Below are 21,925 nucleotides of genomic sequence, written 5' to 3'. Positions count from 1 at the left end.
TTTCGCCAGGAAAAGAAGGAGGGGGCCGGTGGAAACAGACGAAGAAAAGGGAAGAGAAGGGGGGAGAGGGGGGGGGGGGGGGGGGGGGTGTTCCCCCCCCCCCCCCCCCCGCTCCGGTCAGCCGTCAGCTGTCAGTTGTCAGGACGTGGTTCCGGTGGTCAGCTCAGGGGTCCCGGTGCCGGGAGCGTGGACGCCACCCGCCGATGGCCAGGGGTCGCACGGCACGTCGTGTCGGAGGCCGGGAGTTTGCCGGTGGCCAGGTAGGAGTTGGCCGCGGAGTCCGCGCAGGGGTTCGTGCCGTAGACGCCGTGGCCCTCACCCTCGTCGACCGTCACCATGCGTGAGCCCTTCAACTGACGGTGCATGGCCTGTCCGGTGAGCAGCGGGGTCTGCGAGTCCCACTCGTTCTGCACGATGAGCGTCGGGACCTTGTTGTTCACCTCGGTGGTGGGCTCAACAGGCTTGTCCCAGAAGGCGCAGGGCACGATTCCGGCGGCGAAGTCCCCGTACAGCGGATACTTCGCCGCGTCGCGGATCGAGTCCCTGCGGTAGACCTCGGGGTCACGCGGGAAGGAGGCATCACCGCACACCACGGTGATCGTGGCCGAGATGTCGGGCTCCGGCGAGGGCTCGGCGAGGTCCAGGCCCCTGGCGCTCCCCCCGATGGCCTCCTTCAGCTTCACCACCCGCTCGGCCGCGTCGCGGACGGTGAAGAACTCGCGGCGTACCAGGTCGCGCACCCCGGCCCCGTCGAGCGGCACCCCTTCGACGACGACGGGATCGCGGTCGGCCCTGGCGACCACATCCCAGAAGCTCTTGCTCACCGCCGCCGGTGTGTCACCGAGTCGGTACGTCGCGTCGTGCGCGGCGGTCCACTTCGTCCAGCGCTGGAACGCACGCTCGGCTTCCGGGCCCCAGATCCGGAACATCTCACGCCACACCCGCTTCGGGTCGACGGCGCTGTCGAGGACGAAGCGGTCGGCGCGCTTGGGGAACATCTGCGTGTAGACGGCGCCGAGGGCGGTGCCGTACGAGACTCCGTAATACGAGATCTTGCGCTCGCCCAGGGCCGCCCGCAGGACGTCCATGTCGCGTGCCGTGTTGCGGGTGGTGATGTGAGCGAGGGTGTCCCCCGCCTTCGTACGGCACTTGTCGGCCACGCCCTTGGCCCAGACGACGTTCTTCTCGAACGTCCGTAGCGGACGCAGCAGCGTGTTGTCCTCGGTGCTGAGACCGCACTGGACGGGCGTGCTCCGGCCGATTCCGCGCGGGTCGAACCCGATGAGGTCGTACCGGTCCCTCACCTCCCTGGGCAGCTGCTTGTCCAGCTCGAGGGGTAACTCCAGGCCCGGCCCTCCCGGGCCTCCGGGATTCGAGAGCAGCACGCCGTGGCGTTTTCCGGGAGCGCTGGTCTTGAGCCGGGATATCGCGACGTCGATCTTCTTGCCGCGGGGGTGGCGGTAGTCCAGCGGAACCTTCAGGGTCGCGCACTGGAAGGCGGCGGGGGTGTCGGTGCCGCACCGCTCCCAGGCCAACTTCTGCTGGGTGTAGGGGCGCAGGGCGTCGGCTGCGGTGGAGGTGGGTGCCGAGCGGGCCGAGGGGCTCGCGGCGGCCGGAGTGGCGGCCAGGCCAGGGGCCAGTGCCGCCATCACGCTCACTGCGAGCAGGGGGACGAGTGGTCTTCTTTGCATGCGGATGGTCCTTCCGGTGGACATGCGGGACATGAGTGATGTTGTCCCGTCGGACACCCGAGCGACTCATCCCTGAAGTCCGAACTTCTCCGACTCACGTGCCACACAAGGCCGTTGTGTCTACTCCGCTGGTATGAGCCGGCACCCTGTGGGACCCCTGACCGTGAGCAAGGGGAAACGATCAACGGGCGACTCAGAACTCGTCGGCTCCGTCGCGCAGTTGGGGCGTCCAGTAGCCGGTCTTCGCGACGGCGTCGTGGACCGCGATGCCGCCCTTGGGCGCAGAGACGCTCTTGCCGCCCTCGGCGGGCCCGTCGGCGGCGAAGAGGTTGACGTGGAAGGTGGTGACGGCGCGGTTCCTCTCGTCGACACCGCCCTTGTTGATTCGCACGGCCGCGTAGGCCGGGGCCCCGGCGTTCAGCACGACGGGAGCACCCGGCCTGCTCTTGGCGACGGCCGGAACGTCCTTGGCGGTCCGGATGCCGCCGAACGCGATGAGCGGGTACCGCAGCAGCCTGCAGGAGTGACCCGAGACATTCGTCGCGGTCAGCGTGATGTGCGTGGTGGGTACGCCGTCCTGCTTGGCCGCAGAGATCTCCACGTCGTCGGCGGCACAAGCCGGGGCCTTGTTGGTGCCGATCTTCTTCTCGGTATCGGTCCGCGCGGCGGGGTTCTCCGGACCGGAGGCGGCCTTGCCCATCTCTCTGGACTCGCCACCCGCTCCGGTTCCGGCCCGCTTCGGGGCCCAAGCGGCTCCCTCGTCCTTCACGCCCTCACCGCCACCGCAGGCGGTGAGCGTCAGGCTCAGCGCGACGCAGGTGGCGCAGGCGGCCGCGGCGAACGCGGCAGGGCGTCGGATGGAGGTGCGCATGTGGGGGCTCCCCGTGTGGTGTGCTCGATGCCGATGGATCGTCGACGCCGAGGTGTCGTCGACGCCGCTGCCGTCGACGCCGATGTGCCGTGTGCAGTCAACTGGTCCGCTCACAGCTTCGGTCCTCGCGCTGGCGCCCCGCTCACGTATCGCTGATGCCTCGCCGCTGTCTCGCTGACGCTCTGATTACCGCGTTCGGGTGTCTTGGCGGGCCCGGTGCAACCGGACGGCCGCCGGACTGCTTCCTGACCGACACAGGCATTGCCCACCCGTCGTGAGGAAGCCGCCATGACTGCACCTGCCACCATCCTGCCGACCGTCAGCTGGGACGCGGAGACCGAACTCCTGCTGCCCCCGCCCGACCCGACGCAGCGTCTGGACATGGCGGCCCCGACCCTGCTGACGGAACGTGATCGGCACCGTCTGACCCTGCACGCCACGCTCACGACGGCCGGAATCCCACCCCACCCCGACGACACCAAGGCCATCGACGCGCTGAGCACGCTCGATGACACGGTCGCTCTCGCGATCTGCCGCTGGCTCAACACCCATGCCCACCCCGCGACCCCGCTCACGTGACACGGGGAGGCACGGCATGGCGCGGCAAGGCGAAGGCACGGCGCGAAATCCCACCGAACTCCCGTCAGCCCCTTCAATCCCTTCAGCCCCTGTGGAACAGGTCCTGTGGATCGACACGCTCCCAGCGCGAGCGCGGGGCGGGCACGCGCGGCACCTCCCGGGCTTCAGCACGCCACTCACGCACCAGCGCGTCGTAGATGGGGGATTGCGAAGGAACTTCCCCGCCGCCGGCCCTTGTATCGGCACGGGGCGGCCGCGGCGAAGGAATCTCATTCCCCGCATCGCTCATGCCCAGTACAACGATCCTCTCTGATCTCGGCAACACCGCGAACCACTCCAGGAATTACTCAGCCGATAAGCCCGTGGCATGCGCATGCCACGGGCTTAATGGAGCATCAATCGCACGTTACTGACTTCGTGGATCGTCTGCGTGCAGTCTTCGAATTCGTACCCGAACGAGAGAAATCGAGCGGCGAGTGTTCACCACGGGTGCCCGCAGAGGGTTCACTCAGGTGCCGACGTACGCCGAGAGGTGTGCGCCGGTGAGAGTGGAGCGGTCGGCGACGAGGTCGGCGGGGGTGCCCTCGAAGACGATCTTTCCGCCGTCGTGACCGGCGCCGGGGCCGAGGTCGATGATCCAGTCGGCGTGTGCCATGACCGCCTGGTGGTGCTCGATGACGATGACCGACCTGCCGGAGTCCACGAGCCGGTCGAGCAGGCCGAGCAGCTGCTCGACATCGGCGAGGTGCAGGCCGGTGGTCGGCTCGTCGAGTACGAGGACGGGCTGGTCCCCGCTCCTCTGCGCCATGTGGGTGGCCAGCTTGAGCCGCTGCCGCTCGCCGCCCGACAGGGTGGTGAGCGGCTGGCCGAGGCTGATGTAGCCGAGCCCGACGTCGGCGAGCCGGTCGAGGATCTTGTGCGCGGCCGGCGTGTGCGCGTCCCCAGCGCCGAAGAACTCCTCGGCTTCGGTCACCGACATCGCGAGCACTTCGCTGATGTCACGGCCACCGAAGGTGTATTCGAGGACCGAGGGCTGGAACCGCTTCCCCTCGCAGTCCTCACAGGTGGTCTCGACTCCGGCCATCATCGCCAGATCGGTGTAGATGACGCCGGCGCCGTTGCAATGGGGGCAGGCGCCTTCGGAGTTGGCGCTGAACAGCGCCGGCTTCACGTCGTTGGCCTTGGCGAACGCCTTGCGGATCGGCTCGAGCAGCCCGGTGTACGTCGCCGGGTTGCTGCGCCGCGAACCCTTGATCGGCGCCTGGTCGACCGAGATCACCCCGGCGGATGCGGGGACGGAGCCGTGGATCAGTGAACTCTTGCCGGAGCCCGCGACGCCGGTGACGACGCACAGCACGCCCAGCGGGATGTCGACGTCGACGCCCTGGAGGTTGTGGCGGGTGGCTCCGCGGATCTCCAGCGTGCCGGTGGGCTCGCGCACCGGATCCTTGAGTGCGGCCCGGTCGTCGAGGTGACGGCCGGTGACGGTGTCGCTGGCCCGCAGCTCGTCGACGGTGCCCTCGAAGCAGACGGCGCCGCCCCCCGTGCCTGCGCCGGGGCCGAGGTCGACGACGTGGTCGGCGATCGCGATGGCCTCGGGCTTGTGTTCGACGACAAGGACCGTGTTGCCCTTGTCCCGCAGCCGCAGCAGCAGGTTGTTCATGCGCTCGATGTCGTGGGGGTGCAGACCGATGGTGGGCTCGTCGAAGACGTACGTGACGTCGGTGAGCGAGGAGCCGAGGTGGCGGATCATCTTGACGCGCTGCGCCTCCCCGCCGGACAGCGTGCCCGCGGGACGGTCGAGCGAGAGGTAGCCGAGGCCGATCTCCACGAACGAGTCGAGGGTCTGCTGCACCGCGGTGAGCAGCGGCGCGACCGAGGGCTCCTTGAGTCCGCGGACCCACTCGGCCAGGTCGCGGATCTCCATGGCGCAGGCGTCGGCGATGCTGATCCGCTTGATCTTCGAGGTACGGGCCCCTTCGCTGAGCCGGGTGCCTTCGCACTCGGGACAGGTGGTGAAGGTGACCGCACGCTCCACGAACGCCCGGATGTGCGGCTGCATCGCTTCCTTGTCCTTGGCCAGGAACGACTTCTGGATCTTGGGGATCAGCCCCTCGTAGGTGAGGTTGACGCCGTTCACCTTGACCTTGACCGGCTCTCCGTAGAGGAAGGCCTGCAGTTCCTTCTTCGTGTACGCGCGGATCGGCTTGTCCGGGTCGACGAAGCCGGACTGGGCGTAGACCTGCACGGTCCACTGGCTGTCCGACTTCCAGCCCGGGATGGTGAACGCGCCGTCGGCGAGCGACTTGGAGTCGTCGTAGAGCTGGGTGAGATCGATGTCGGAGACCGAGCCCCGGCCTTCGCAGCGCGTACACATGCCGCCGGTGCGGTTGAAGGTCGCCTTCTGCGCCTTGGTCTTGTTGCCGCGCTCGACGGTGATCGCGCCGCTCGCCCGGACCGACGCGGTGTTGAAGGAGTACGCGCTCGGCGGGCCGATGTGCGGCTTGCCGAGCCTGCTGAAGAGGATGCGGAGCATCGCGTTGGCGTCGGTGGCGGTGCCGACCGTGGAGCGGGGGTCGGCACCCATCCGCTGCTGGTCGACGATGATCGCGGTCGTCAGACCGTCGAGTACGTCGACTTCGGGCCGGGCGAGCGTCGGCATGAAGCCCTGCACGAAGGAGCTGTAGGTCTCGTTGATCATCCGCTGCGACTCCGCGGCGATCGTGCTGAACACCAGCGAGCTCTTGCCCGAGCCGGAGACTCCGGTGAACACCGTCAGGCGACGCTTGGGGATCTCGATGCTGACGTCCTTGAGATTGTTCACGCGCGCGCCGTGCACGCGGATCAAGTCGTGGCTGTCGGCAGCATGGAGCGCAGGCGACTGCGTGTTCTTCCTCTTGGCGGGGCTCATGGTCTCTCCATCTGTCGGGCGGAGCCGCCTGCGCGGTCTCCGTCGGTGTCGCCCGGCTCGATCTGATCAGCGTCGAGCAGTACGTCAGGTTCTACTTCTTCGGCGTGATCGCGGCAACGGTTCGCCGTTCGTCTGACCGACTGATCGGCTCATCAGCGGTGCCGGTCCGGTCCCGGCTGTGCTCGCCGCGGGTCGACTCAGCGCAGTTCCTGGATGCGGAGCAGGTTGCCCGCGGGATCGCGGACGGCGCAGTCGCGGACGCCGTCCGGCTGCTCGGTCGGATTCTGGACGATCTCGGCGCCCCGGTCCCGCAGCCGCGCGAAGGCGCCGTCGAGATCGGCGGCGGCCAGGAGGATGCCCGTGTAGGTGCCCTTGGCCATCATCTCGGCGATGGTGCGGCGCTCGGCGTCGGTGATGCCGGGACCGGCGGCCGGTGGGCGCAGGACGATGGAGACGCCGGGCTGGCCGGCGGGGCCGACGGTGATCCAGCGCATCCCGTCGTATCCGACGTCGTCGCGGACCTCGAAGCCGAGGGTGTCGCGGTAGAAGGCCAGGGAGGCGTCGGGGTCGTCGTGCGGGAGGAAGCTCGCGTGAAGGGTGACGGTGACGTTGGCGTCCATGGGCATCACGCTAGATCTGGCCCGCGGACCTGCGCTTCTCGATTCCTGACCGGTCTGGTCCGGATGGCGCGCCGTGCACGCCTGAATTCCGCGGTGTGGCGTTCCTGCCCCAGGGAACGCCACCGGGGGCGGCACCACATGGTGCCGCCCCCGGTGGCCGTGCCCGCCGTCAGGACTGGGGACGGCTGCCGTGGTTCGCGCCGTTCTTGCGGCGGGCCTTCTTCTTGCGACGTCGCTTCGAGGACATGGATACCTCCGTGGTTCCCGTGGTGCTTCCCGGGCTCGAGCCCAGGCGATCATGCGCCCCCTACCCAGATCGACGCCTGGTAATGACGTGGCCTACGTCACTACAGTGCTCAGGCCGGAATCGCGTCGATGGTGGGGACGACGGTGCCGAACAGGTCGGTGATGGTGGTCAGGGCCGCCGTCTGGAGCGCGGCGGCGGGCAGGACGGTGCCGTCCGGAGTGGTGAGGGCGCGGGTCGCGGTGGCTTCGGCGATGGCGGTGGGGCGGTAGCCGAGGTTGAAGGCTCCCTGTGCGGTGTAGTTGACGCACATGTGTGTCATGAAGCCCGCGAGCACAAGATCCTTGCCGCTCCCCCCTGCGAAGCCCAGATCGCTCAGCGTCGTCTCCAGTTCGGTGGCGTGGAAGGAATTGGGGAAGTTCTTGACCACGACCGCCTCACCGTCCACCGGGGCGACCTCGTCGCTGATGGCCCCGATGTGCGCGCGGATGTCGTAGGGGGTGCCCTCGCCGCCGTCGTTGAGGATGTGGACGACCGGAGTGCCCGCCGCACGGGCGCGCGCCAAGAGCCGGGCGCCCGCCGCGAGGGCCGTCTCGGCGCCGTCCAGGGCCATGACGCCGGTCCGGTAGGTGTTCTGGAAATCGATCATGATCAGGGCGGATTCGCTCAGCCTGGGCGGTTGGCTGTCCAGGCCGATCACGTCGCGCAGGGTCGTGGAGGCCTGATTCGTATGCGTGCTCATGGGGGCGCCTTTCATGGTGAGTTTCTGTATTTCTGTACGAGCTGGATTGCGGCACGGGGCATGACGGCGGAGCCGTGGGCTCGCCTGCATGCCCAAGGGGGGTGGTGGGTGAAAGAGGGTCAGGGAGTCTGGATGCGGAAGCGGCGACGGTAGGCCGCCGGGGTGATGGCGAGCTGCCGGTTGAAGGCCCGGTGCAACGTCTCCACCGAACCGAGACCGGCGGCTGCCGCGACCTGCTCGAGCGCACTGTCCGTGGTCTCCAGCAGGCGGCGCGCCACCTCGACGCGGGCGGCTTCGACGTAGTCGGCCGCGCCGGTGCCCGTCTCCTGTTTGAACACCCGGGCGAAGTGCCGCTCGCTCAGGCACATCCGGGCCGCGAGGGCCGCCGCCGACAGGTCCTCGTCGAGGTGCTCGGCGATCCACAGCCGCAGCTCGTCGATGTCACGACGGGCGGAGGCCGGGCGGCTGAGCGGCACGGAGAACTGGCTCTGCCCGCCTTGGCGTTTGAGGTACATCACCAGTTGCCGCGCCACCGACAGGGCCACGTCCTCGCCCTGGTCCTCGGCCACGAGCGCCAGGGCGAGATCCAGGCAGGCACTGATCCCGGCCCCGGTCCACAACCGGCCTCGTTCGGCGCGTACGAAGATGGGGTCCGGGTCGACCGTGACGGCCGGGTGCTCGGCGGCCAGCTGAGCCGCGGTCGACCAGTGGGTGGTCGCCGTCTTCCCGTCGAGGAGTCCGGCCGCGGCCAGTACGTGCGCGCCCACGCACACCGACGCCACTCGGCGGGCCCGCGGGGCGGTCGCCTTCACCCACTCCACGACGTCCGCGTCGATACGGGCGACGGGGCCCTCGTCGGTCATGTCGACCGCGCCGGGCACGAGCAGGGTGTCCACCTGCCCGCCGACCTCGTCGAAACCCAGGTCGGCCACCAGGCGCACCCCCGCCGACGTACGGACCTCACCGGCGACCGGCCCGGCGAGGCGGACCTGATAGCCGGCGCGGCCCGCGGTCTCCCGGTTGGCAAGGGCGAAGACCTCGGCGGGGCCGGTGACGTCGAGGAGATCGACATCGGGGAAGACCGCGATGACGACACGGTGCGAAGTGGGCATGAACCCATCCTCACCGCCGCCACCGATGGCCGCAATGACGATTCCCTGTCACATCCGGACATCGCTACGGCCCGGCACTCCCAGCCACTCGGCACTCGGCACCCGGCACCCGGCACCCGGCACCCGGCACCCGGCCAGGGCATCACGCATCACGCATCACGACCTGATCACACCCTGCACGATTCAACCGCATGTGACATACCGTGTTCCGGCTAGCTCAACTCCGGGGGGACATATGCGCGTTCGCGCTGGTACGACGGCTACGGCTGTGGCTACGGCCGCCATACTTCTGACCGCTCTGACCGCGTGCGGCGGCAGTGACAGCGACGACGGCAGCGACGGAGCCGATGCGAAGTCGCAGGACGGCTCGAAGGCCTCGGCGTCGAAGAAGGTCGACTGCGCGGACGAGGACATCAGCCAGGCCGACTGGATGAAGCACTGCTCCGACGAAGGCGCCGGTGCCGATGCCGATGCCGGTTCCGACGGCGAGGGAACCGAGGGGCAGGCGACGGGCCTGAAGTTCGGCGAGTCCTACACCTGGCCGGACGGTCTGAAGGTGTCCGTCGCCGAGGCGAAGGTGTTCAAGGACTACGACGCCGAGCTGCTGGAGTCCGCCAAGCCCGGCAACACCGACTTCCGCGTGAAATTGAAGGTCACGAACTCCGGCAAGTCCGCGGTGGCCCTCAACGACCTCTCCCTCATCATCGAGGGCGCCACGAACGGCGGCGAGGCCGCGTCGACCTCGTTCGAGAACGGCGCCGAGCCGCTCGAGGGTCGCCTGGCTCCCGGGGTGTCCGCGACGAAGACCAATGACAACGCGCTCGAGACGAAGTACGGCAAGAAGATCGTCGTCACCGTCCAGCGCGGCAGCGACGACTTCGACCTGGACTTCCCGGAGTTCACCGGATCCATCACCGGATGACCTGCCGCAGGCGCGGAACCCCGACAGCGTAAGTTGACCACATGGTGGAGGGGGCGAGCCCTGCGGCGAAGACGATGCCGCGGGAGCAGCGAACGGGAGGGCGGCATGCCGCCGGACCGAAGAAGGACCGGGGCGGACTGGCTCGTTCGTCGTTGCTGATGGCTGCCGGCACGGTGGTGTCGCGGGCCACGGGGCTGATCCGGCAGGTGCTGCAAGCCGCGGCGCTGGGAACGGGCTTGCTGGCCAGTACGTACAACACGGCGAACACAGTGCCGACGAGCCTGTACACCCTGTTGATCGGCGGTGCGCTCAACGCCGTCCTGGTTCCGCAGCTGGTGCGCGCCAGGGCGACGCAGCCCGACGGCGGGCGTGCGTACGAGCAGCGTCTGGTCACGCTCGTGGTGTGTGTCCTCGGTGTCGGGACGGCGCTGGCGGTATGGGCGGCCCCACAGATCGTGGGCCTGTACATGCGCGACACCCCCGACAGTCACGAGGCCTTCGAGCTGACGGTGACGTTCGCCAGGTTCCTGCTTCCGCAGATCTTCTTCTACGGCCTGTTCAGCATCTACGGACAAGTCCTCAACGCCCGCGAGAAGTTCGGCGCGATGATGTGGACGCCTGTACTGAACAACGTCGTACTGGTCGGCATGTTCGCCGCCTACCTGACGCTGATGACGGTTCCCGACCAGGTGGAGGACATCACCACCGACCAGGTGCGGTTGCTCGGGCTCGGCACTACGGCGGGCATCGCCGTACAGGCCCTGGCGCTGATCCCGTTCGCGCGGGCAGCGGGTTTCCGGTTCCGGCCGCGCTTCGACTGGCGAGGCACCGGCCTGGGCAAGAGCGCCCACGCGGCGAAGTGGACGCTGTTGTTCGTCCTGGCCAACCAGGCCGCCCTGACAGTGGTCACGAACTACGCCAACGCCGCCGACCAGAAGCTGCCGCACGCGGGCGCCGGCTACTCGGCCTACACCTACGCGCAGACCATCTGGCTGCTTCCGCAGTCCATCGTGACCGTGTCCCTGGTGACGGCGCTGCTGCCGCGCATGAGCCGGGCCGTCGCGGAAGGGCGTCTCCAGGATCTGCGCGCGGATCTGTCCCGGGCGCTGCGGATCAGCGGCGTGATCATCGTGCCCGCCGCCTTCCTCTTCCTCGCCCAGGGGCCGCAGATCGCATCACTGCTGTTCGCCCACGGAGCGGCGGACGCCGCGTCGGCCCGCCCGCTGGGGTACATGCTGCAGGCCTTCGGGCTCGGCCTCATCCCGTTCTCCGCCCAGTACCTACTGCTACGCGGCTTCTACGCGCTGGAGGACACGCGTACTCCCTTCCTCATGGCGGCCTGGATCGCGGGGGTGAACATCGCCCTTGCCACGGCCTGTCACCTGCTGCTTCCCGTCCGCTGGGCGGTCGTCGGCATGGCGGGGGCCTACACCCTGTCCTACCTGGCGGGCCTGGCGCTCACCGCGTCCTTGCTGCGCAGGAAACTCGGAGACCGCATCGACGACGGCGGCCTGCGCCGCACGTACAGGAAGCTGCTGTGCGCTGCTGGCCCCGCCGCAGGACTCGGCTGGGCCGCAACGCAGGCGTGCGCCGGGCTGGGAGACGGAACGTGGCCGACCGCCGCCGCGCTCGCAGCCGGAGTGTTCACGACTGCGTCGGCATACGTCCTCCTCGCGCGGCTGATGAAGGTCGGCGAGCTCCGACGCCTGCCCGGGATGCGCTAGTTCGACGAGGCGCCCGGGACTGACAGGGGCCCGGCGCATAGGCCTCGCCCGACAGGGCACCCGGCAGACACGCCTCGACACAGGGAGTCCCTCGTGATCATTGTCGGCATAGTCGCTGTCTGTCTCGTCCTGGCCGCCCTCGCCTTCTTCGTGCCTCGCCTTTCCCGGCACCCCGAGCGCGGAACCCAGCGCACCCTGGGCGCCGGGTCGCGCGTCGGCGGCAAGGCCCCCGGCATCCTGGGCCGGATCTTCAGCAAGCCCTTCCGCAGCAGCTCCAAGGCTGTGGGCCGCAGCGGCTCAGCCGGTCGGCGCACCCGAGGCCGTATGCCGTTCTGACGGCCCATCGGCTCCCAGGACGCCCTCTCTCAGGGCGCGACCTCGCGCCTCTCCTCGCCCGCGCGGGCTCGTACGCCGTCCATGAGGAGTTGGAGCCCCAGAGCGAAGTGCTGTTCGAAGTCCGGGTCGGTGAGCGCGGGCAGGACCAGGGCGAGGTGCGCGTAGTCACCCTCGTGAACGGCACGGCCCAGCGCTTGCACGCCCTCGATCCCGTCGTCCTCCGAGGGCGTTGAGGCCTGCTCCTCCAGTGTGTGGCCGACGGTGTAGTTCACCACGGCCAGGAAGGCGCGACCGCTGTCCTCGACGGTGAGGCCGGTGCGCATGAGAGCCGCCACCAGGCGGTCGCCGTAGGCCAGGGTGTTGGGTCCCACGGGGTGTGTTCCGGCATAGACACGTGCCCCGTCCCGCCTGGCCAGCAACGCGTGGCGGAGCGCGCGGGCCAGATCGTCGACGGTTTCCCGTTCCTCTGCCGAGTCTGCCGAGCCTGCCGCCCGGATGTCCTCGAGCATGCGCTCGGCCATGGCCGTGAGCAGGTCGTGCTTGGTGGCGAAGTGGCGGTAGAGGGCGCCGGCCTGCACGCCGACCCGTTCCGCCAGGCGCCTCATGGTGAGGTCTTCCACTCCCACGGCGTCAAGAAGGTCGAGCGCGGCCGTGGTCACGGCTGCGCGGTCCAGGCGTGCGGGGCGTCCGCGCCGCGGCGGTCCCGGTGGATTCCTTGACTGCTTGATCATGCGTCCGAGTATAGTGAACATCGTTCACGTGAACACTGTTCACTAAATGGAGGTCGTTATGAACGTCGTCACGGACACAGACGTAGTCGTCGCCGGAGCCGGGCCCACGGGGCTGATGCTCGCCTGCGAACTCGCCCTGGCAGGCGTGAATGTGCGCGTCGTCGAGCCGAGGCTCGAGCGCCAGCCGAACTCCCGGGCCCTGACGCTGCACCCGCGGAGCCTGGAGCTCCTGGACCTGCGCGGGCTGACTTCACGCTTCCTCGCCGCGGGGCGCACCGTGCCGGGCTGGCACTTCGCGGGTCTTGCCACGCGGCTCGATTTCGCCTGCCTCGACACACGTCAGGCGCACACGTTGTTCCTCGCCCAGGCCCAGACGGAGGCGCTCCTCGAGGAGCGGGCCCTCGAGTTGGGGGTCACCGTCGAGCGGGGCAGCGAACTGATCGCCGCGCAAGAAGAGGCCGACGGCCTCGTCGTCCGGGTTCGCGACGGGCAAGGGGGCGAGCGAAGCGTGCGCTGCGCCTACCTCGTCGGGTGCGACGGTGCGCGCAGCCGCGTGCGTGCGATCGCCGCTATTCCGTTTCCGGGCAGCGAGGAGTCACTGACCGGCGTCCTGGGCGATTTCCTGACGGTGGACACCGAGGCGCTCGTCGCGGCACGCGCCCAGGGGATCCTGGTGGCGCCCCTGGACGGCGGCGTGACCCGTCTGGTGTACATCGACCCCGAGCGGATGAGGGTCTCCTCGCGGGAGCCGGTGACCGTCGACGAGTTCCGCGGCGCGCTGGTACGACTGTGCGGCAGCGACCTGGGGATCGACGAACCGGTGTGGATGTCCCGCTTCGGGAACGCGACCCGCGTGGCCGAGCGGTACAGGGCGGGGCGCGTCTTCCTGGCCGGCGATGCCGCGCACATCCACTTCCCGGCCGCGGGGCAGGGTCTCAACACCGGAATGCAGGACGCGATGAACCTGGGCTGGAAGCTCGCCGGAGCGGTGAAGGGGTGGGCGGGCGATGAGCTCCTCGACACCTATGACGCCGAGCGCAGGCCGGTCGGCCGTGCCGTTGCGCAGGACACCGAGGTGCAGGCGCTCCTCGGCGAACTCCCCCTTCTGGAGGGCTATTCGGGACCCGCGAGCTCCTTGCGCTCACTCCTGGACGAGCTCCTGGAGATTCCCGAGGTGAACCGCAAGCTGGCAGGGCGGGTCTCGGCGCTCTCGACCGCTTACGCGGCTTCGGAGAACGAACACCCCTTGGTGGGCCACCGGATGCCGGATGTCGAGGTGCGCACGGGCGGTGCGGTGAGTCATGTCAGCGGACTGCTGACGGACGGCCGTTTCCTGCTGCTCACCCGCGAGGACTCGGGGGTGGCATCGGCCCCCCACGTACCGGCGGACCGCGTACGCGTGGCCCCGGTGCGGGACTGGCCGGACCACCCCGGCCTCAAGGACGTGGCCGCGATACTGATCCGCCCGGACGGACATGTCGCCTGGGCGGAGCGATCCGACGTGCCGGACGCCGTGCTCACGCTCGCAGGCTCGTAAGAAGGTCGTCGAGCGGGGGCGGTGTCAGTTCGGGGTCGAGGGCCTCGACGAGCAGGCGGCCGTAGCGGATCTTGCGGCCCTTCTTCGTGCCGAGGAAGCGCCGCAACTGCTGCTGCCGGAGCCTGCCGTGCTGCGCGGGCTGGCGCAGGAAGGTCTGCCAGGCCCGCAGGTCGCCCTCGGCCCGGACGGCCTCCTCGACCCTGGCCGCGCCAAGGGCGCGGATGAGCTCGTCCTCCAGGTCCGACACGCACACGAAGAAGCCTTGCCGCGGTGCTCCTGCCCGCTCCAGGCCGCGGTCGTAGAAGCCTCGTTCGTTCTCGTCGCACAGTCCTGCCAGGCGCAGCCCGAGGCCGGGTGGCCCGAGGAGTTCGGCGTAGCGGCCGATACTCATCGCCCCGCCCATCGACACGACGCACACCCCCTCGGCGGCCAGGTCGCGGCCACGCGCCGCGGCCAGCGCCTCAACGGCCGCGAGGTCACTGGGGCCTTCGAGCAGCACGGCCGTCCGTACCCCCACTCGTACAGCCAGCTCGCTCGCCGGTCCGCCGGGGCCACCGGCCGCCCAGTCACTGACCGCGTCCCGGAACGCCCGCATGTCCGCCATGGGGCGAGTCTGCCTCTTCGCCGTCGGCAGGGCACGGGAATATCCGTCAGCCTCGATAGGCCGCGATCGCGATCTGCACGAACGAGCGGATCAGCGGATTCGTGTCGCCCTCGTTCCATGCCGCCACCACACGGCTCGGCGGCATGTCGGTCAACGGCACCACCTCTAGCCCCTCCCCCGGCTCATGGTCCAGGAGCGTCATGCCGACGGTGCCGTTCCAGAGCACGGCTTGCCGGCACTCCGCGACGGCGCGCACCACCGGACCCTCGCGAGGCTCTCCGCCGTTCCAGTACGACTGCCAGCGGGGGTCGGTGCCCTCCGGGAAGACGAACCAGCGGCGGTCGGCCAGGTCCGCCACCTTCAGGCTGTCGCGGCGGGCCAGCGGATCGTCGGCGCGCAGCAGAGCGCCCACCGGATCCGCGCGCAGCTCGTGCGTGGTCAGGCCCGTTCCGTCGAACGGCCCCCGGGTCAGGGCGACATCGACAAGACCGGCGTGCAGCCCGCAGGTCGGGTCGGTCAGGTCGGTCTCGCGGATACGCACCTCGACCTGCGGGTGCCGTTGCCGGTAGGCGGCGGCGAGACGGATCGCGCCCGGATCGCCGCTGTCCCCCAGGATGCCGACGGTGATGGTCGCGACGCCCGCGGCGGCGGCTACCCGCACCCGTAGCCGGTCGGCCTGGTCGAGCAGGGCGCGCGCTTCGTCGAACAGCACCGCACCGACCGCGGTGAGCGTGACACCGGTGGACGATCGGTCGAACAGCACGGCCCCGACCTCGGTCTCCAACCGCTTGATGGCCCGGCTCAGTGGCGGCTGGCTGATGTGCAGCCGGACAGCGGCCCTGCCGAAGTGGAGTTCCTCGGCGACGGCCACGAAATAGCGCAGCGTACGTAGCTCCATGCTGGGACGATACCCGCTCGGTATCGATGTCACAGAACAGGTCTTGGACGGTGACGGCACCCTGGCGGTGGAATCGAAGCATGACCGACGAACCAAGAACGAGTGAGCCGCTTGCCGACCCCGCCGTGTCGGTGGTCGGTCCGGATGACGGCGAGATGATCGTCCTGGGCACCACACGACTGCGCGTCCTCGAAGACGGCAGCAACACCGAGCACCGTGTCGGACTCGCTGAATCGATCCTCGCGCCACACACCCCCGGACCGCCGCAACACCGGCACGCCCAGCACGACGAAGGTTTCTACGTCATCTCCGGCACGGTGCGGTTCACGGTCGGGGAGAAGGACCACGACGCGACTGCGGGGACGCTCGTGATGGTCCCGCCCGGCGCACCGCACACCTTCGCCAACGTGACCGACCAACCGGCCGTCATGCTCAGCATCTTCACACCGGACCTGTATGTGCAGTACTTCCGGGACCTCCAGGCGATGATCGCCGACGGCCGGGCATTGACTCCCCGGGCGAACATCCAAGTGATGAGCCGTTACGCGACCGAGCCCGCCACCGATTTCATCGTCGGGCGGGAATCATGAACGTCGCCTACTGGATCGTCGCGGGCCTGCTCTCCCTGTTCTACCTCTACGGGGGCGGGGTGAAGCTGGTGCGGAGCCGTGAGCAGCTCCGGCCGATGATGGCCTGGGTGGACACCACGCCGATGCCCGCCGTCAGGGCCATCGGGCTGATCGAGGTGCTCGGTGCGATCGGTCTGATACTCCCGCCGCTGACCGGCATCGCGCCCTGGCTCGCCCTGGCCGCGGCGGCCGGGTTCGTCGTCCTGCAGATCGCCGCGACCAGGGTTCACCTGCGCGGCGGAGACCGCCAGATCGCCCTCAACCTCGCGCTCGTCGTCACCGCGGGCGTGACCAGCTGGCTGGCGACGACGTGGCTTTGAGTCCTCTCACCCTTGAGCTTGGCCGCGAAGGCCTTGTGGAAGACGTAGAGGAGAGGCTTGACCGCACGCTCGCGCTATCTCATTCCGGCGTAGGCCACGGCAACGGTCTACTGGGGCTACTGTGGGCTGACCCCGGTCAGGTGTGCGTAGACGACGACGTTGCCGGAGTAACCGTCGGTCTTGTTGTAGGTGCCGCTACAGGTGATGAGGCGCAGTTCGGGGCGCGCCCGTGGTGCGTAGACCTTGCTGCTGGGGAAGTCGTCCTTCTCGTACTCCTCGACGCCGTCGACGGTGAACACCGCGGTGCGGCCGTCCTCGCGGGTCACCTGCACCTTGGCGCCCTTCTTCAGGGAGCCGAGTCCGAAGAACACGGCGGGCCCCTCGTTGGTGTCGACGTGTCCGGCGATCACAGCGGTGCCGGTGCTGCCGGGCAGCGTGCCTGCCGCGTCCCAGCCCGCGAGGTTGACGTCGTCGGGTGGTGGTGCGTTCAGTCCGCCGTCCTTGGTCCTGGACAGGGCGGTGAGGGGAGCGTCCACGCCTATGACGGGGATCTTGACGCGGACGGGGGGCGACTCGGACAAGGAGGGCACCGCGGGCGCGGCGGCTTCGGCCGGGCGGCCGGATGCGAAGGTCCTGGCCTGGGCGGCGGAGGGTTTGGGCGGCGTGCCGGTCTCCTCGGCGTCGGCTGTCCAGAACCACACGCCCACGGCGAGGGCCGCGAGCGCGCCCCAGGACCCTGTGTGGCGCCACGGGGAGCGGGCCGACGCTGCGTGGGGGTAGGTCATGGTGTCGCCGTTCCTGCCCAGGTGGAGGGGGAAAGTTACGCGGCCCCGCCGGGCGAGTACGGGCTCGGTCGGCGGGGCCGGTTGACCGGTGAAGGAAGGTCAGCGCTGTCCGGCGGTCTTGCGGCGGTGCATGTACACCGCTCCCGCACCGACGGCAAGGACCGCGGCCCCCGCGGCCAGCTCGGTCGGATCGGTGCTGCCCTGGGAACCGCCCGAACCGGCGTGCACGCCGCCCCTGACGGCCGGGTCCGTGGAGTCGCAGAACCGCTGCGCGGTGGAGGCGGCCATGTTGGCCTCGTCCTCGGCGGCCTTCTTCTCCTCCTGCGATGCGTTCGGGTCGGCCTGCACCGTGTCGGAGTTCTTCTGCGTGATCTCCGCGTCGTCCAGCGCCTTCTGGCAACTCGGCGACACCGCCTGCGCGTTGGGGGCGGTGATCGCCAGCGCGGCGCCCGCAACAGCCAGACCGGTCAGCACTCGGATGGAACGCATTTCTGTACCTCCAGTACGGACGCGGCCCCCGGAAGCTCTCGTGCCCCGGAACGTATTGCTGGCGTCGACCGCGCCTCTACCAAGAGCCATCCCGCCTCACGGCGTGTCGCTACCGGCAACACGCCGCACGTCCCCCGCTCGGCCCATACACACCCACCCGTCTGGCCGGACGGCAAAGTCGGTCAGTCCTGCCAGGTCCAGTCCCGCACTTCCGGCAGGCCGGCACCGTTCGCCCGCACATGAGCATGCCGCCGCAGCAGGGCGGGCAGGAAGGCCGCTTCAGACCGAGGTCACGTCAGGCGCTCCGGCACCTTCCTGGCGGTGGCGCGGCGCGGGGGCGTTGACGAGGAGGAAGGCGACCGCGGAGGCCGCGAGCATGATCAGGGCCGCCCACCCGATGGCCACGGTGAAACCGTGCACCACACCGGAGTCGACGATCTGGGCCTTGCGCTCCGGCGTCAGCCGTCCTGTACGGGCGGCGCCCGCCAGATGGGACGAGAGATACGTGGCGGTACTCGTCGTCGCGATGGTGTTGAGCAGTGCCGTGCCGATCGAACCGCCCACCTGCTGGGCGGTGTTGACCGTCGCCGACGTGACGCCCGCGTCCTTGGCGGCCACCCCGGCGGTGGCGGTCGCCATCACCGGCATGAAGGTGAGACCGAGCCCGAGACCCAGCATCAGCAGGCCGGGCAGGATGTGCCCGGCGTAGCTGGATTCCGTACCGAGGAAAGTCAGCGTGAACAGACCCGCCGCCCCGAGCAGCAGCCCCGGCCCCATCAGCAGCCGTGGGGGGACGTGATGCAGCAGCCGGGCCGAGATCTGCGTCGAGCCGATGATGATGGCCAGCGACATGGGGAAGAAGGCGAATCCGGTCTTCACCGGTGAATAGCCGAGGATGCTCTGCAGGTAGTACGTCATGAAGAGGAAAACGCCGAACATGCCGATCGTGGCAAGTCCCATGGTCAGCATCGAGCCGCCACGGTTGCGGTCCTTCACGATGTGCAGCGGCAGCAGGGGACGCGTCGTCCGAGTCTGCCACCACGTGAACACGGCAAGCAGGACGATGCCGCCGATCAGCAGTGCGAGCACCATCGCGGAGGTCCAGCCGCGGGATTCGGCCTCGCTCAGCCCGTACACGACGGCGATGAGCCCTCCGCATCCCAGGATCACGCCGGGGACGTCCAGGCGGGCTTCCTTGTGTCCCACGCGGTCCTCAAGGAGGGAGATCGCGCCGAAGACGGCGAGCACGGCGATGGGGACGTTGACGTACAGGCACCAGCGCCAGTCCAGGTACTCCGTCAGGATGCCGCCGAGCAGCAGACCGAGCGCACCGCCCGCGCCTGCGATGGCGCCGTAGATCCCGAACGCCTTCGCGCGTTCCTTGCCGTCGGTGAAGGTGGTGGTCAGCAGCGACAGGGCGGACGGGGCGAGGACCGCGGCGAAGACGCCTTGCAGGGCGCGCGACGCGAACAGCATGGCGGGTCCGGTGGCGGCGCCGCCAAGGGCCGAGGCCGCGGCGAAGCCGACGAGTCCGATGATGAAGGTGCGTTTGCGGCCCAACAGGTCGGCGATACGGCCGCCGAGCAGCAGCAGTCCGCCGAAGGCCAGCGTGTACGCGGTGATGACCCACTGGCGGTTGCCGTTGGTGAGGCCGAGCTCGCGCTGCGCGGACGGCAGTGCGATGTTCACGATGGTCGCGTCCAGGACCACCATGAGCTGGGCGAGCGCGATCACGGCCAGGGCCCACCAGCGGCGGCCGGAGGCAGGCTCCGCCGCCGTGGGGACCTCGCGGCTCGCCCGGCCCAGGTTCGTCTGCTCCTCTGGACTGCTCATAGGTTCCAGAACACCACGCATCACGTACTCCTGCCGCTGGAGCGGGCGCGATGCGGGTGCCGAGGAAGCCGTTGTCAGGTGCGGGCGGTGTCACCGACCGCCGGCGCTCGCTCGTCCGCCTTCTGCGACGGCTGGGACAGCTGGGCCGCCTCCTCCGCCAGGTGGTCCCTCTCCCCCTCCGGATCCATGAGCCGGTTCAGCCTGGCCGGGACGTCGAAGCCCACCAGTAGCACCACGATCACCGTGCCCGCGAACGTCAGCACGGCGAGCGCCTGCCCCAGATCCATGCCGGAGGCGAGATGCGCCCCGAGGACCGGCGCCACCGCGCCGCCGAGGGCGCCCACGTTGTACGTGAAGCCCAGCGCCGCACCCCGGCTCTCCGTCGGGAAGTGACCGCCGATGTAGCGCGGGAGCAGACCGGAGATGCCGAAGCTGGTCGCCTGGAGCAGGAACAGCAGGATGCCGAGCAGCAGCAGGTTGTCGTCCACGGCGAACACGGGATAGACGAAGGCGAGTGAGGCGAGGAGGGTGAGCGCGTACGCCTTCTTCGCGCCGATCCGGTCGCCCAGGAAACCCGCGGTCCAGCAGCCCACCATGGTGCCGAAGCCCGCGAAGTAGAGGACATCGGTGACCTGGTCCGTGCTGTAGCCCAGATCGGTCTTGAGGTACGTGGGCAGCAGCGCCTGGATGGGCCAGGAGTAGAGGAACGCGAAGAACAGCGTGACGATCATCGACAGGTACAGCGCCCAGCCGCGCTTGCCGCCGAGCTGGACGGCGAAGGCCGCGAGCGAAAGACCGGCGACCACGGAAAGGGCGGGCACCATGCCCGCGCCGCCCGGCGTGAAGACCAGGAAGAGGGCGAGGGTGGCGGCCACGGTCAGGACCACGTTGGCGGTGGCCCTGCCACGGGTCGCGAACAGCGGACGGAACGGATTGGGCTTGGCGCCCTTCTCGGCGACCGACTCGCTCCACTCCGCGGCCTCCGGCAGCGCGCGCCGCATCCACAGCGCGACGGCGATCGGGATCAGGCCGAGGTAGAACATCCACCGCCAGCCGAGCGAGGGCACCACCCAGTTGTAGACCTGCGCGGCGAGCACGGAGCCGACCGAGAAGCCGGAGATGAGGAACCCGCTCGCCCGGCTGCGCAGCTTCGCCGGCCAGCTCTCCATGACGTACGTGGCGCTCGCGCTGTACTCCCCGGCCATGCCCATGCCGATGGCGAGCCGCGCGGCGAAGAGGCTGTGGTAGTTCCAGGCGAATCCGCAGGCGAACGTGCCCAGGGAGTAGAGCAGGATGCTCAGCACCATGGAGGCCTTGCGGCCGTACCGGTCGCCCAGGGCGCCGAGGACCGCGCCGCCGAGCCAGCGGGTGATGAACGCGCCGGAGATCAGGCTGGCCGCCTGAACGGTACTGAGGCCGAACTCGTCACTGATCTCGGTGAGGACCAGCGTGATCAGGACGAAGTCGAAGCCGTCGAGGACATAGCCGATCCAGGCGGCGAAGAACGACTTCCACTGGGTACGGCTGACTTCGCGGTACCAGCGGGGCTTGGCGGGTGATGAGGTCTGCACGGTGACTCCATGATGCGGGGCGGTGCTCGTCCTTGAGCGGCCGGTCGCTTGAAGGGGCAGGTCAGTGCTTGGTGAGGCCCGCGACGAAGCGGGCGGTCAGAGCCGTGGGTGCGGTGATGGCCGTTCCGACGACGACGCTGTGGGCGCCGCGGGCCAGGGCCGCTGCGGCGTCCTCCGGGGTGTTGACGCGGCCCTCGGCGACGACCGGGACATCGATCGCGGCGGCGAGCTCGGCGACCAGCGTGAGGTCGGGGCCGGTCTGCTCGGGCGTCCCCGGGACGTAGCCGGACAGGGTGGTGGAGACGAAGTCGGCGCCCTCCTCGGCCGCGGTGACGCCCTCGGCGAGCGTGGAGACGTCGGCCATGACGAGCGCGCCCGCCGCGTGGACCGCGGTGACGAGCTCGGCGAACGTGGAGCCGTCGGCGCGCGGCCGGTCGGTGGCGTCGGCGGCGACGACGGTCGCACCGGCCTCCACGATCGCCAGGGCGTGCCGGACGGTCGGGGTGATGTAGACGCCGGTGTCACCGTCCTTCCACAGGCCGATGACCGGCAGGTCGACGGCGGCGACGATGGCGGCGACGACGTCGGGTTCGTTGGCGCGGATGGCCGCGCCGCCCCCGGCTGCCCCCGACCGTGCCAGCCGTACGAGGGTGCCGGTCTCCCGCATCGGATCACCGGGCGGTGCCTGGCAGGAGACGATCAGGCTGCCCCGGAGCTCGGCGGCGAGTTCGGCCGCGGTCCATGTCTGCCGCGTGGTCATCGCAGGGCTCCTTGTG

The 21,925-nt window shown here is 69.6% G+C and carries 22 protein-coding genes; 7 read left to right on the top strand and 15 right to left on the bottom strand.

The features are described from left to right. Positions 1-158: 158 nt before the first annotated feature. Both ACZ5CR_RS18460 and ACZ5CR_RS18455 read right to left on the bottom strand, forming a co-directional pair. Positions 159-1,691, bottom strand: coding sequence for an alpha/beta hydrolase (locus tag ACZ5CR_RS18460; protein ID WP_468858600.1), 1,533 nt, complete (start codon positions 1,689-1,691; stop codon positions 159-161). 193 nt (positions 1,692-1,884) lie between these two features. After that, on the bottom strand, positions 1,885-2,676 hold the full coding sequence (locus tag ACZ5CR_RS18455) for a DUF4232 domain-containing protein (RefSeq protein ID WP_468858598.1): 792 nt from the start codon (positions 2,674-2,676) through the stop codon (positions 1,885-1,887). A gap of 174 nt (positions 2,677-2,850) precedes the next feature. Between ACZ5CR_RS18455 and ACZ5CR_RS18450 the strand changes: the two genes are divergently transcribed. Next, complete coding sequence (locus ACZ5CR_RS18450; RefSeq protein WP_468858596.1) at positions 2,851-3,141, top strand: hypothetical protein; 291 nt, start codon at positions 2,851-2,853, stop codon at positions 3,139-3,141. Positions 3,142-3,649: 508 nt separating this feature from the next. On the opposite strand, the gene ACZ5CR_RS18445 is transcribed toward ACZ5CR_RS18450, so the two are convergent. The 5 genes from ACZ5CR_RS18445 to ACZ5CR_RS18425 all read right to left on the bottom strand — a co-directional run bounded on the left by ACZ5CR_RS18445 (position 3,650) and on the right by ACZ5CR_RS18425 (position 8,770). Continuing rightward, entirely contained in the window at positions 3,650-6,052 is a 2,403-nt protein-coding gene (locus tag ACZ5CR_RS18445; protein ID WP_468858594.1) for an ATP-binding cassette domain-containing protein, read from the bottom strand. A gap of 197 nt (positions 6,053-6,249) precedes the next feature. Then, positions 6,250-6,672, bottom strand: a complete 423-nt coding sequence (locus ACZ5CR_RS18440; RefSeq protein ID WP_468858592.1) for a VOC family protein — start codon at positions 6,670-6,672, stop codon at positions 6,250-6,252. A 169-nt stretch (positions 6,673-6,841) separates the two neighbouring features. Next, on the bottom strand, positions 6,842-6,919 hold the full coding sequence (locus ACZ5CR_RS18435) for a 50S ribosomal protein bL37 (RefSeq protein ID WP_370443954.1): 78 nt from the start codon (positions 6,917-6,919) through the stop codon (positions 6,842-6,844). Positions 6,920-7,028: 109 nt separating this feature from the next. Then, positions 7,029-7,658 carry an isochorismatase family protein gene (locus tag ACZ5CR_RS18430; RefSeq protein WP_468858590.1) on the bottom strand — a complete coding sequence of 210 codons (630 nt, stop codon included), beginning with the start codon at positions 7,656-7,658 and terminating at the stop codon, positions 7,029-7,031. Positions 7,659-7,777: 119 nt separating this feature from the next. Further along, positions 7,778-8,770 carry a GlxA family transcriptional regulator gene (locus tag ACZ5CR_RS18425; protein WP_468858588.1) on the bottom strand — a complete coding sequence of 331 codons (993 nt, stop codon included), beginning with the start codon at positions 8,768-8,770 and terminating at the stop codon, positions 7,778-7,780. 268 nt (positions 8,771-9,038) lie between these two features. Between ACZ5CR_RS18425 and ACZ5CR_RS18420 the strand changes: the two genes are divergently transcribed. The 3 genes from ACZ5CR_RS18420 (at position 9,039) to ACZ5CR_RS18410 (ending at position 11,752) form a co-directional block, all read left to right on the top strand. Further along, on the top strand, positions 9,039-9,692 hold the full coding sequence (locus tag ACZ5CR_RS18420) for a hypothetical protein (protein ID WP_468858585.1): 654 nt from the start codon (positions 9,039-9,041) through the stop codon (positions 9,690-9,692). 41 nt (positions 9,693-9,733) lie between these two features. Further along, positions 9,734-11,416 carry a murein biosynthesis integral membrane protein MurJ gene (gene murJ, locus ACZ5CR_RS18415; protein ID WP_468858583.1) on the top strand — a complete coding sequence of 561 codons (1,683 nt, stop codon included), beginning with the start codon at positions 9,734-9,736 and terminating at the stop codon, positions 11,414-11,416. Positions 11,417-11,509: 93 nt separating this feature from the next. Continuing rightward, positions 11,510-11,752, top strand: coding sequence for a DUF6411 family protein (locus tag ACZ5CR_RS18410; protein WP_468858581.1), 243 nt, complete (start codon positions 11,510-11,512; stop codon positions 11,750-11,752). A gap of 29 nt (positions 11,753-11,781) precedes the next feature. Here the strand turns inward: ACZ5CR_RS18410 and ACZ5CR_RS18405 are convergent, their stop codons facing one another. Next, positions 11,782-12,483 carry a TetR/AcrR family transcriptional regulator gene (locus ACZ5CR_RS18405; protein ID WP_468858579.1) on the bottom strand — a complete coding sequence of 234 codons (702 nt, stop codon included), beginning with the start codon at positions 12,481-12,483 and terminating at the stop codon, positions 11,782-11,784. Positions 12,484-12,541: 58 nt separating this feature from the next. On the opposite strand from ACZ5CR_RS18405, the gene ACZ5CR_RS18400 reads away from it, so the two are divergent. Further along, a complete protein-coding gene (locus ACZ5CR_RS18400) occupies positions 12,542-14,020 on the top strand; it encodes an FAD-dependent monooxygenase (protein WP_468858577.1) in 1,479 nt (492 codons plus the stop codon). Here the strand turns inward: ACZ5CR_RS18400 and ACZ5CR_RS18395 are convergent. Together ACZ5CR_RS18395 and ACZ5CR_RS18390 are read right to left on the bottom strand one after the other, a co-directional pair. Then, positions 14,001-14,624, bottom strand: coding sequence for a TOPRIM nucleotidyl transferase/hydrolase domain-containing protein (locus tag ACZ5CR_RS18395; protein WP_468858576.1), 624 nt, complete (start codon positions 14,622-14,624; stop codon positions 14,001-14,003). The genes ACZ5CR_RS18400 and ACZ5CR_RS18395 overlap by 20 nt on opposite strands. 46 nt (positions 14,625-14,670) lie before the next feature. Beyond that, positions 14,671-15,522, bottom strand: a complete 852-nt coding sequence (locus ACZ5CR_RS18390; protein WP_468858574.1) for a LysR family transcriptional regulator — start codon at positions 15,520-15,522, stop codon at positions 14,671-14,673. Positions 15,523-15,602: 80 nt separating this feature from the next. Between ACZ5CR_RS18390 and ACZ5CR_RS18385 the strand changes: the two genes are divergently transcribed. Continuing rightward, entirely contained in the window at positions 15,603-16,112 is a 510-nt protein-coding gene (locus ACZ5CR_RS18385) for a cupin domain-containing protein (RefSeq protein WP_468858572.1), read from the top strand. Then, positions 16,109-16,471, top strand: a complete 363-nt coding sequence (locus ACZ5CR_RS18380; protein WP_468858569.1) for a DoxX family protein — start codon at positions 16,109-16,111, stop codon at positions 16,469-16,471. The genes ACZ5CR_RS18385 and ACZ5CR_RS18380 overlap by 4 nt, the downstream gene beginning before the upstream one ends. Before the next feature lie 116 nt (positions 16,472-16,587). On the opposite strand, the gene ACZ5CR_RS18375 is transcribed toward ACZ5CR_RS18380, so the two are convergent. The 5 genes from ACZ5CR_RS18375 to ACZ5CR_RS18355 form a co-directional block, all read right to left on the bottom strand. Beyond that, entirely contained in the window at positions 16,588-17,256 is a 669-nt protein-coding gene (locus ACZ5CR_RS18375) for a class F sortase (protein WP_468858567.1), read from the bottom strand. Positions 17,257-17,355: 99 nt separating this feature from the next. Continuing rightward, positions 17,356-17,745, bottom strand: coding sequence for a hypothetical protein (locus ACZ5CR_RS18370; protein WP_468858564.1), 390 nt, complete (start codon positions 17,743-17,745; stop codon positions 17,356-17,358). A 279-nt stretch (positions 17,746-18,024) separates the two neighbouring features. Next, the gene (locus tag ACZ5CR_RS18365; RefSeq protein ID WP_468858562.1) at positions 18,025-19,578 is read right to left on the bottom strand and encodes an MFS transporter; all 1,554 of its coding nucleotides are present in this window, start codon (positions 19,576-19,578) and stop codon (positions 18,025-18,027) included. Between the two features lie 74 nt (positions 19,579-19,652). Continuing rightward, a complete protein-coding gene (locus ACZ5CR_RS18360) occupies positions 19,653-21,149 on the bottom strand; it encodes a sialate:H+ symport family MFS transporter (RefSeq protein ID WP_468858560.1) in 1,497 nt (498 codons plus the stop codon). A 61-nt stretch (positions 21,150-21,210) separates the two neighbouring features. After that, positions 21,211-21,909 carry an N-acetylmannosamine-6-phosphate 2-epimerase gene (locus ACZ5CR_RS18355; RefSeq protein WP_468858558.1) on the bottom strand — a complete coding sequence of 233 codons (699 nt, stop codon included), beginning with the start codon at positions 21,907-21,909 and terminating at the stop codon, positions 21,211-21,213. Positions 21,910-21,925: the final 16 nt, after the last annotated feature.

This window comes from Streptomyces sp. NPDC031274 (assembly GCF_055570235.1).
Note: the sequence above shows the minus strand (reverse complement) of the source record. Positions and strands in the feature narration are given on the sequence as shown.